11 protein-coding genes and 1 pseudogene are annotated in these 8,838 nt (G+C 69.1%); 7 read left to right on the top strand and 5 right to left on the bottom strand.

Translation table 11 applies throughout. The features are described 5' to 3' along the window. Positions 1–38 precede the first annotated feature (38 nt). The 3 genes from ACWD5O_RS18905 (at position 39) to ACWD5O_RS18895 (ending at position 2,175) form a co-directional block, all read left to right on the top strand. Positions 39–773 (top strand): phosphotransferase enzyme family protein, encoded by a 735-nt coding sequence (locus ACWD5O_RS18905; RefSeq protein ID WP_450086054.1) that lies wholly within the window; start codon positions 39–41, stop codon positions 771–773. A 110-nt stretch (positions 774–883) separates the two neighbouring features. Then, positions 884–1,024 (top strand): DUF397 domain-containing protein, encoded by a 141-nt coding sequence (locus ACWD5O_RS18900; protein WP_354966758.1) that lies wholly within the window; start codon positions 884–886, stop codon positions 1,022–1,024. A 194-nt stretch (positions 1,025–1,218) separates the two neighbouring features. Next, entirely contained in the window at positions 1,219–2,175 is a 957-nt protein-coding gene (locus ACWD5O_RS18895; RefSeq protein WP_450086053.1) for a sulfotransferase, read from the top strand. Positions 2,176–2,410: 235 nt separating this feature from the next. Here the strand turns inward: ACWD5O_RS18895 and ACWD5O_RS18890 are convergent, their stop codons facing one another. Beyond that, positions 2,411–2,806: a VOC family protein gene (locus ACWD5O_RS18890; RefSeq protein WP_450086052.1), complete on the bottom strand. Its 396-nt coding sequence runs from the start codon at positions 2,804–2,806 to the stop codon at positions 2,411–2,413. Continuing rightward, positions 2,803–3,594, bottom strand: coding sequence for an arsenate reductase/protein-tyrosine-phosphatase family protein (locus ACWD5O_RS18885; RefSeq protein WP_450086051.1), 792 nt, complete (start codon positions 3,592–3,594; stop codon positions 2,803–2,805). The genes ACWD5O_RS18890 and ACWD5O_RS18885 overlap by 4 nt, the downstream gene beginning before the upstream one ends. A 535-nt stretch (positions 3,595–4,129) precedes the next feature. On the opposite strand from ACWD5O_RS18885, the gene ACWD5O_RS18880 reads away from it, so the two are divergent. Beyond that, positions 4,130–4,501: a VOC family protein gene (locus tag ACWD5O_RS18880; protein WP_354966697.1), complete on the top strand. Its 372-nt coding sequence runs from the start codon at positions 4,130–4,132 to the stop codon at positions 4,499–4,501. 421 nt (positions 4,502–4,922) lie between these two features. Here ACWD5O_RS18880 and ACWD5O_RS18875 read toward each other — a convergent pair. Next, positions 4,923–5,003 (bottom strand): annotated as a pseudogene (locus ACWD5O_RS18875) (DUF4291 domain-containing protein); the annotation flags it as partial. A 96-nt stretch (positions 5,004–5,099) separates the two neighbouring features. On the opposite strand from ACWD5O_RS18875, the gene ACWD5O_RS18870 reads away from it, so the two are divergent. Further along, the gene (locus tag ACWD5O_RS18870; protein WP_354966696.1) at positions 5,100–5,678 is read left to right on the top strand and encodes a DinB family protein; all 579 of its coding nucleotides are present in this window, start codon (positions 5,100–5,102) and stop codon (positions 5,676–5,678) included. Positions 5,679–5,796: 118 nt separating this feature from the next. On the opposite strand, the gene ACWD5O_RS18865 is transcribed toward ACWD5O_RS18870, so the two are convergent. Continuing rightward, entirely contained in the window at positions 5,797–6,153 is a 357-nt protein-coding gene (locus ACWD5O_RS18865; RefSeq protein WP_450086050.1) for a MarR family winged helix-turn-helix transcriptional regulator, read from the bottom strand. 43 nt (positions 6,154–6,196) lie between these two features. Here ACWD5O_RS18865 and ACWD5O_RS18860 point away from each other — a divergent pair, with 43 nt between their 5' ends. Together ACWD5O_RS18860 and ACWD5O_RS18855 are read left to right on the top strand one after the other, a co-directional pair. Further along, the gene (locus tag ACWD5O_RS18860) at positions 6,197–6,802 is read left to right on the top strand and encodes a YdeI/OmpD-associated family protein (RefSeq protein WP_450086049.1); all 606 of its coding nucleotides are present in this window, start codon (positions 6,197–6,199) and stop codon (positions 6,800–6,802) included. Between the two features lie 16 nt (positions 6,803–6,818). Further along, entirely contained in the window at positions 6,819–7,301 is a 483-nt protein-coding gene (locus tag ACWD5O_RS18855; protein ID WP_450006503.1) for a hypothetical protein, read from the top strand. A 261-nt stretch (positions 7,302–7,562) separates the two neighbouring features. Here ACWD5O_RS18855 and ACWD5O_RS18850 read toward each other — a convergent pair whose 3' ends face one another. Continuing rightward, the gene (locus tag ACWD5O_RS18850) at positions 7,563–8,807 is read right to left on the bottom strand and encodes a hypothetical protein (protein WP_450086048.1); all 1,245 of its coding nucleotides are present in this window, start codon (positions 8,805–8,807) and stop codon (positions 7,563–7,565) included. Positions 8,808–8,838 lie beyond the last annotated feature (31 nt).

Raw genomic sequence — 8,838 nt, 5'->3', positions numbered from 1 at the left:
GGATCTGCCGGGGGCAGTGATGTTCGGAACCCCGTAAGGTGCGGCCAGTGGGGTGGGAGGCACTGGGGCAGTGGGGTGAAGACGCCGCTCGCATCGAACCGCTCGCTGGCGGAGTAGCCAACGACGTGTGGAGCGTGCGCATCAACGGGCGCCTCGCGGTCGGTCGTCTCGGCACCAGGAGCGACGCTGATCTCGCATGGGAGACCGGTCTCCTGCAACACCTCGACCGTGCGGGTCTGACCGTGCCGGTGCCGATCCCGACTACGGACGGCCGGCTGTTCGCCGACGGTCTGGTGGTGATGACCTACCTGGATGGCGGACCGCCCGAGACGCAGGCCGACTGGCGTCGCGTGGCCGGCACGCTGCGCGAGCTGCATCGGTTGACGCAGGGCTGGCCGCAGCGCCCAGGCTGGCGATCGTCGACCGACCTCCTGCACGCCGAGACCGGGACGAAGATCGACGCGATGCCCCCGGAGGGGGTTGCTCGATGCCGGGCAGCGTGGGCGCGGCTGATCGGACGTCGGACATGCGTCGTCCACGGCGACCTCAACCCTGGCAACGTCCGGATGACCGAGAATCAGGTCGCGCTGATCGACTGGGACGAGTCGCACGTCGATGTCCCCCACCTCGACCTCGTGCTGCCCGACAATGCCGCTGGCCTCGACGACGGCGCGTACGACATCGCCGCGCAGGCGTCGGCCGCATGGGAGGCCGCGGTCTGTTGGGACGACGAGTACGCAGTCAAGCGGCTCGCCGAAGTCCGAGCGGTCTGAGAACGCGTTCGAGGAGCGGGGTTGTTGGCGGTCGAGTCCGCATACGCCGACCACGAGCACACGGTGCACGAGGGCCTGCGCTTCGTGCAGCTGACACCACCCGGCTCGGCCTGCTCCACTGCGTGGAGGTCGCGGACAACCTGCCCGGCGTCGTCCTGGTCCGCCACACGAAGAACCGCGACGGCGGCACCCGGGTCTTCGGCCCGACGGCGTGGCGGGCGTTCGTCGGCCAGGTCACCGAGCGGCCGTAACCGCACCAGGGCGCACCCGAAGTCGCTGTCGGTCAGGGTGACGCGGTGGGAAGCTTCGCCAATTCGTTGCTCGCTTGTTGGCGGCGGCCGTCCGGCACGCACTCGGCGCGGCGGGTGCGGGTCCGGTCCGTAGCAGCGTGTGAAGGGTATATATGGCTTGCGCAGGCGCCGGGCTGAGAGTTTGACTGCTCGCCATGCCTTTCCCCGCACCGATTCTCGTTGGGGGTACGGGTCGTTCGGGAACGTCACGGATCGCCGACATCATCGGCGAACATCCGCTGATCCATCGGATTCCCATGGAGACCCGGTTTCTCATCGACCCGGGTGGCCTGCGGGACCTGGCCGACGCGCTCACCGATCGATACGACCCCACCGTCGGTGATGACGCCCTGCACCGGCTGAGCGATTTCCTCACCGTACGAGTGCCCGGCCGGCGCGACGATCGCGGTAAAACCGTTCCCGAACTGGTCGGCGAGCGGCGCTACCGGGACGCAGTGCAACAGCTCTGGCCGCAGTTGATCGCGTACACATACGACGAACCTGCGCCCGCGGAAGGCTTCGGGAACGCTGACCGGCCTGCCGGACCGTTCGAGCCGCTGAGCCGCCGGCGGGTACTTCCCAGGTATTTCAGCGACCGGGGCGAACTGCTCGGAATCTTGCGGGGCCTGATCGACACCGTGTTCGGCGGAGCAGCCGCCGACGCGGGCAAGCCGACCTGGTGCGAGAAGACACCGTTCAACCTGCTGTGCATGGAGTTCCTCTGGGAACTGGTCCCCGAAGCGACCATCGTGCACATCAAGCGTCACCCGGTCTCGGTGCTCGCATCCCACCTGGCCCAGCCATGGGCACCGCCCACCGTCGACGGCGCGCTCGCCTACCTCAAGCCGGTCTACCACCGATGGCTCACCTGGAAGAACACGGTCGACCTGACGGGCAGGCGATACATCGAGGTGAAAGCAGAAGATCTCGCAGCCGACTGGCCCGGGCAGCGCTGCGCCCTGTTCGAACGGCTCGACGTCGACGACTTCGTCACCCCTTCAACGTTTCAGTCGCACAAGCTGACAAACCGCAACGACCAATTCGACGACGAAACCCGCGAGTTCATCGAAGAAGCGCTCGGCGAGGTCATCCCGGCCATGGGATATGAGTGACGGCTCTGGCTGTCCACTTTGACGACGCCGCGTCGCGCCTCTCGACCGTTTTTTGGCCTGCGTTCATGGGCGGGTGCACGCTTCTGGCGCCGATAGCGTGGGCGGCAGCCAGTCGGGTGGGCACACGTCCTGCTACTCGAGGATTGAGCGCTTCACCGCGGTGATGATGTCTTGTCCTTGGCTGATCGCCGACGGTCTCTGCTGCCGGGCGATGGCGCCCGTGGGTGAGCTCCCGTCAGGGGGCGGCTGGTCGGTGGGCGGGTTGGAAGAGTTCGACGAGATTGCCCGAGGGGTCGGTGAGCAGGATCTGGCGTCCGCCGGGGCCGGCGATGACGTCGCTACGGAACGACAACCCGGCGCTGCGGAGTCGGTCGATCTCGGCATCCAGGTCGTCAACCGTGAGGTGGACGCGGTTGCGTCCGGCGGTGGTGGCGTCGTCGGGGGTGGCGCGGGCGCCTGAACTGGCTGGGCCGGACACCAGCAGCCGCAGCGGGCCGCGTACCACGTCCGCGAAGGCTGGCCCGGCACTGGTGTTCAGGGCAAAGCCGAGATGGGTGGTGTAGAAGTCGACGGCCGCCTGAACGTCGTCGACGATGTAGCGGACGCTGGCGTACTGATCGGACGCTGTCACAGTTGGTCTCCTTCAGGATCGCATGCGCTGAGGACGGGCAGCAGGTGCCTGACGCGGGTCTCGATGTCAGTCGCGATGCGCCGGAAGGCGAGGTAGCCAGCCCGATCGGTGCCGCCGGTGGCGGCGGGATCGGGAATGCTCCAGTGCATTCGCCGAGGCTGATCTGGGAAGTCGGGGCACGCCTCACGGGCTTTGTCGCACAGGCTGATGACGTAGTCGAACCGTCGACCGGACAGGGTGTCCCAGTGCCGGGGGCTCTGGCCGGTGATGTCGATGTCGAACTCCTCGCGGAGCACCCGAACGGCGTTGACGTCCAGGTGCGGCTTGGGCCGGCTACCGGCACTCATCGGCTCGACCTGGCCGTCAGTGGAGTGGCGGAGCAGGGCCTCGGCGATCGGTGAGCGGGCGCTGTTGCCCGTGCACAGGAACAGCACGCCGACGCCGGGCGAGCGTTTCAGATCAGCTGGGGACACACCTGGCGCGACGTGCTCCCGGGTCAGCGCCGGGTGCAGGGCCGCCCCGGTGTCGGCGAGTGCGTTCGCGCAGCGGTCCAGATCCAGGTGGTAGTAGCTGTCGCGGCCGTCGAAGCTGCTTCGGGCGGCCGTGACCAGCCCGCCGTCGCGCAGCAGCCGCAGGTGGTACGAGACCAGGTTCTGCGGCTCGCCCACCAGCTTCACCAACTCTCGGACCCGATAATCGCTGGCTGCGAGCTCGGTCAGCAGCCGCCAGCGCAGCGGATGGGCGGCCAGGCGTACAAACGCCGGGGCACCCTGACTCGACAGCGTCACGACTGTAAGTTACATCAAACGGGTGTGATGCATCAAGCAACTCTGATGAGGTGACGTGGATGGAGGAGGTGGGATGGCCTCCGAAAGCCATCTCCTACCCGGATAGGGCAGCGAGTGAGTCCACGTAGATCAGCGCCAACGCCGGGTGAGATGGCACGAGCGATGCGAGGCAGTAGCGGGCCGGCGCCGCTGTGCCCGACGAGCACGACATGCGTTTCGGTCTTGAGGCACGCCAGCACGGTGGCCACCGCGTCTGCGACGCCCCGATGGTGGCAAGGCCTGCCAGTGACGGCAGGGGTCAGATCTGGAATCGTGACGTCGTCACCGGCCGGGCGCCACATGCGCCGCGACTCCCCGCCAGGTGGGCGTCCGAGAAGTACGGGAGCAACCTTGGTCACCCACCGATCGTTCGATCTCATTGCTTATGCGACACGACTCACCTTGCATGTGCGGTGGCCACCCGCTGGTGGCATCCCGTTCTGCCGCAGATGGTGCGGTGAGTCCGAAGGTCGTACCCACGTCCTACGGTGGGCCAATGGACTGGAAGATTGAACTCATCCCGGTTCCGGTGATCGACGTCGACCGGGCCAAGGCGTTCTACCAGAAGGTGGGCTTCAACGCCGACCAGGATCACAGGGTGCACGAGGGCCTGCGGTTCGTCCAGCTGACACCACCTGGCTCAGCCTGCTCCATCGTGATCGGCGAGGGCATCACCGACAAGATTCCCGGCACACAGGAAATCCAGGTTGTGGTCGCCGACGCCGAGGCAGCGCGTCGGCAACTGCTAGACGCCGGCGTCGAGGCCAGCGAGGTCGAGGTGCAGCCATGGGGCAGCTTCGTCTACTTCGACGATCCTGACGGCAACAGGTGGTCGCTGCAGGCGATCGAGTCACGCCCCAACGGCTGATCGGCGGTCATAACAGTCCTGGTAGCGCATTGATTTGTAGCCGCTGAGCGGGCGTCGGGGGCCGCGCCTGCGAGACTGATAAGTCAGCCGGCCGCTCGTCGTTCAGGTAGTCGATGAGCGTGCTGCTGCTCGATCCGGCGGCTGCCACGCCGTCGACTCTGTTGGATGTCGTCGTTGTGCTGCCCGCTGATAGGACTGACGGAGCAGCGGGGTGAATTGAGGGTAGCCAGGACGGTGTCGCCGGCGGTCAGGCAGCGTGGCGGGCGCGGCGGCGGGCTCGGATGAAGGCTGTATCGCCGTGCACGCGGCCCCACCAGGACCACGGAACGCTGGTCATGTACCGGCCGATCGACGCGAAGACCTGCGCGGCGTCGGCGTCGCGGCCAGTGCGCGCCAGCCCGTACGCCAAGAAGTTCGCGTCTTGCCACGACCAGGTCGCCTTGTCGCCGTGCAGGTCTCGGTCGTAATGGCTCAGGCAGGCGTGCACCATGGCCCACTCAAATGCCAGCGCCCAGTCCGAAAGAGACCTGCGGCTGCATCCGGATCTGCCGCTCTGGGCGGGCACACGGGGCATTCCGGCGGTGAGATCCTGGGCGGCATGACAGACCTCGACGCCAAGGCGAATCTCCATCGGTACCTACGGGAGGCACGCGAGGCGCTGCTCGGGAAGCTCGACGGGCTATCGGAGTACGACGTACGGCGCCCGCTCGTGCCGACCGGTACGAACCTGCTCGGGCTGGTCAAGCACGTGGCCTCGGTGACCGCCGGGTATTTCGGCGAGGCGTTCGACCGACCCTTTCCCGAGCTCGTCGCGGGTCTGAACGAGGACGCCGAGCCGAACGTGGACATGTGGGCCACAGCCGACGAGTCCCGCGACGACGTCATCGGCCTGTGGCACCGAGTCTGGGCACACGCAGACGCGACGATCGAGGCGCTCCCGATCGACGCGCCCGGCTCGGTACGGTGGTGGGGCCAGACGCCGGTGACGCTGCACCTCATCCTCGTGCACGTACTCGCCGAGCTGAACCGGCACGCCGGGCACGCCGACATCGTGCGGGAACTGGTCGACGGCCAAGTCGGCTGGCGGCGGCCCGGCGACAACGTGGTCGAGGGCGACGAGGCATGGTGGGCCGCCTACCGCGAGAGGCTGGAATCCACCGCCCGCGAGTTCGCCTGAGGACGCGAGCCTCGCGCTGTCAGCGACCGCAATCACGTGAGCACCGCAGAGCCGGGCGTTGGACGAGCCGCCGCCGAGCCCTGGCCGTCGTCCTCGACTCGGCAGGCATTCCAGCGGACTATGCGGGCGGCGGATTCCGCGGCCAGGCGTCGACGAATCGCTTCAGGAGAACAGCGAGGCTGTGTGACTCCTCGGCGGTGAAGCCGGCGAGCGCCTCGGCGACGCTTTGTCGCCGACTCTCGTTCATTTCGGCGACAAGCTTCCGGCCTCGGGCGGTGAGCCGGATCAGGGCGTACCGCGAGTCGTCCGGAGCAGACTCCCGCTGGATGTACCCCTCATCGAGCAGCTCCGTTGTCAGCCGGCTAGCGCGCGGCCGGTCCACTCCGATCATGTCGGCGATCTGAGATATCGACAAACCCGCACGGGGACTGCTGAGCGCGTCAAGGTAGCGGAAGCGTGCGGCGTTCGTGCGCATCCGCCCCAGCCGGCAGCCCGACGAGTCGGGTTAGTCTGCAGTGATGGCGAACGCGGAGCTGGACGAGTTGATCGTCGCGGACGCCGACGCGCTGCGCGCGTGGATGTCGGCCAACCACACCACGTCGCCCGGCGTCTGGCTCGCCCTGACCAAGAAGGGCGGCACAGTCACGACCCTGACCTGGCAGCAGGCGGTCGACGAGGCCCTGTGTTTCGGCTGGATCGACGGGCAGGCCCGTAAACGGGACCAGGAAACCTCCTGGATCCGGTTCACCCCTCGCAGGCCCCGCAGCTCCTGGTCACAACGCAACGTCGCCCACGTGACCCGGCTGGAAGCGCAGGGACGAATGCTGCCCCCGGGCCGCGTCGCGGTAGAAGCCGCGAAGGCGGACGGGCGGTGGGCGGCCGCCTACGCCCCACCGTCGGAAGCCGAAGTGCCGGCCGACCTACTCGCCGCCATCGCCGCCGACCCCGCCGCCCACGCCATGTTCGACGTACTCACCAAAACCAACCGGTTCGCTCTCATCTACCGACTCAACGCCGTCAAACGGGCGCAGACCCGCGAGCGAAAGATCGGCGACTTCGTTGCCATGCTGGCCCGTCACGAGACGATCTACCCACAGAAGGCCAAGCCTCCGAACTCGCCGTAACCACTATCGTTCTGGCATGGTGACCAAACCATCCGTTGCCGTCGCTGCGGCCTTCCTCGCGGACGGGCCTGCAGATGGCGCCGACCTCAGCCTGTTTGGACAGTTCGCCGGATCGTGGGCGCTGGACTGTACCGAGTACAACCCCGACGGGTCCTCGGCTGATCGTCGAGGCGAGTGGCACTTCGGGTATGCGTTGGGCGGGTGGGCAACCACCGATGTCTGGATCCTGCCCGGCGTCGAACATGGCGTCAGCGTGCGATTTCCCGATCCAGCAGCCGGTGCGGGTGTCTGGCGCTCGACGTGGGTGGGACCGGGCCGGCGTCGGACACACACCTTCCTGGCATCTCGCATCGGCGAGGAGATCGTGCTCGACGGCGACGATCTGCGCTGGACCTTCTCCCACATCGAGACCGACGAGTTCCGCTGGCGGAACGAGGCACAGCAGCCCGATGGCACGTGGCGGCTTCAACAGACGTTCCGAGTTTGGCGGCAGGCCTGACTTCTCGCTCGCCGTCGCGAAGAATGACGCCTCAGGCCTGCGTGTCTGGCCCGGTGGCCCGCAGTGCCCCGGCGAGTGGCCCGCCGCGGGCTTCGACGGCCGCGAGTACCTCCCGGCAGGTCCAGTCGAGGGTGCCGGCGAGGACGGACCAAAATCGAGGGCCACCAGCGGCCCAAGGGTCTCGATCATCGCCCGTACGGCCTGCGGCTCTATTGGCGCACCCGAAGCGCCCGGCCTTACGGGCGCAGGGAACGCCCTGGCTCAGACATCGGCCTCCGGCAGTTCCTCCGGCTCGGCGACCCACCCGGAGAAGACCGGCACTCCGTGCCACGGCCCTGTCGCGCCGTCGGCCTGCCTGTCGGTGGCGACCGCGACCACCGCGTACGGGTGGCCGAACCGCAGCTCGGCGGTGCGGGCGACGCCCTCCGGCGGCATGCTGGTCAGCTCGAACATGCCGGTGACCGCCGCCGCCTCGAAACCGTACCGGCCGAACCGGGCCATCGCCGCCTGCCGGGCCTCGAAGTCCTGCACCGGCAGGGCCAGCGCCGTCGCCAGTGCCGCCGACGCGGCCGGGAAGCCGAGTGCCGGCGCGCTCAGGTCGTGTTCGCTCCGCGCCGACCAGCAGGGGAGCACCGCCAGGTGCCGCTCCTCGCGGCCGTCGCGGGCCCGGGTCCGTACCCGTTCCTCGCGCAGCGTCCACAGCGGAGCGTCGCCGAGCGGCAGCTCGAACAGCGAGCGACGGCCGGCCGGCTCGGCGCCGTCGGCGGCACCGGCGCTGAGCTGGTACGCGGCGGCCAGCACATCGGCCGGCGGCACGTGCGGCGCCGCGGCCACCGAGAGGACCACCAGCCCCGCGCCGTCGGCCACCTGAGCGGGCGCGGCGTGCACGATCACGTCACCGGCCCGCCCGGTCGAGAGAATGGCGCCCCGGTGACCGCGGCGCGGGCTGCGCAGCACCCGGCGCAGCCGGCCCGCCCAAGCACTGCCCGGGCCGAGCGCGCCGGCGTCGGCGACCTCGAACGGATCCGCCCAGGAGATCCGGGTGGCCAGCGCGCTGGCCAGGGCCAGCACCACGTCCGGCCCGACCCGCAGCGGGAACCTCTCGATCAGGCCGAGGGTGTGCTCACGCGCCCAGGCGTCCAACCCGGCCTGGTCGGGCAGCGGGCCGACCTCGGTCGTCGCGGGCAGTGCCGCCCGCCAGTCGGCCGACCCACCGCCGCCCTGACCCGGCCGGTGCCAGAGCGCGGTGGCGGACGCGACCAGCGGATGCGGCGCATCCAGCAGCGCGCGGGCGACCTCGGCCGCGCTGGTCAGGTCGGTGCCCAGGGCCTCCGCCAGCCCGTCGGCCGCCGGACGGTTCGCCGGGCCGGGGTTGGTCGTGGTCGTGGCGCAGAGCGCGAGCAGCAGCCAGGCGCCGAGCGGTGAGGCGACGTGGTGCTCGGCGCCGATCTCCGCGTGCAGGTTGTCGGCGTACCGGGACAGCGGGCCGTGCAGGTCGCTCGTCATGCCTCCACTCTGCCCCAACCGCCGCGCCGGG

Source organism: Micromonospora sp. NPDC005161, assembly GCF_053599855.1.
Note: the sequence above shows the minus strand (reverse complement) of the source record. Positions and strands in the feature narration are given on the sequence as shown.

Bases quoted from the DNA above. Each gene is read 5' to 3' on its own strand.
- ACWD5O_RS18895 (WP_450086053.1), top strand. From the start codon at position 1,219: ATGCCTTTCCCCGCACCGATTCTCGTTGGGGGTACGGGTCGTTCGGGA.
- ACWD5O_RS18880 (WP_354966697.1), top strand. From the start codon at position 4,130: ATGGACTGGAAGATTGAACTCATCCCGGTTCCGGTGATCGACGTCGAC.
- ACWD5O_RS18870 (WP_354966696.1), top strand. From the start codon at position 5,100: ATGACAGACCTCGACGCCAAGGCGAATCTCCATCGGTACCTACGGGAG.
- ACWD5O_RS18865 (WP_450086050.1), bottom strand. From the start codon at position 6,153: ATGCGCACGAACGCCGCACGCTTCCGCTACCTTGACGCGCTCAGCAGT.
- ACWD5O_RS18860 (WP_450086049.1), top strand. From the start codon at position 6,197: ATGGCGAACGCGGAGCTGGACGAGTTGATCGTCGCGGACGCCGACGCG.
- ACWD5O_RS18855 (WP_450006503.1), top strand. From the start codon at position 6,819: ATGGTGACCAAACCATCCGTTGCCGTCGCTGCGGCCTTCCTCGCGGAC.
- ACWD5O_RS18850 (WP_450086048.1), bottom strand. From the start codon at position 8,807: ATGACGAGCGACCTGCACGGCCCGCTGTCCCGGTACGCCGACAACCTG.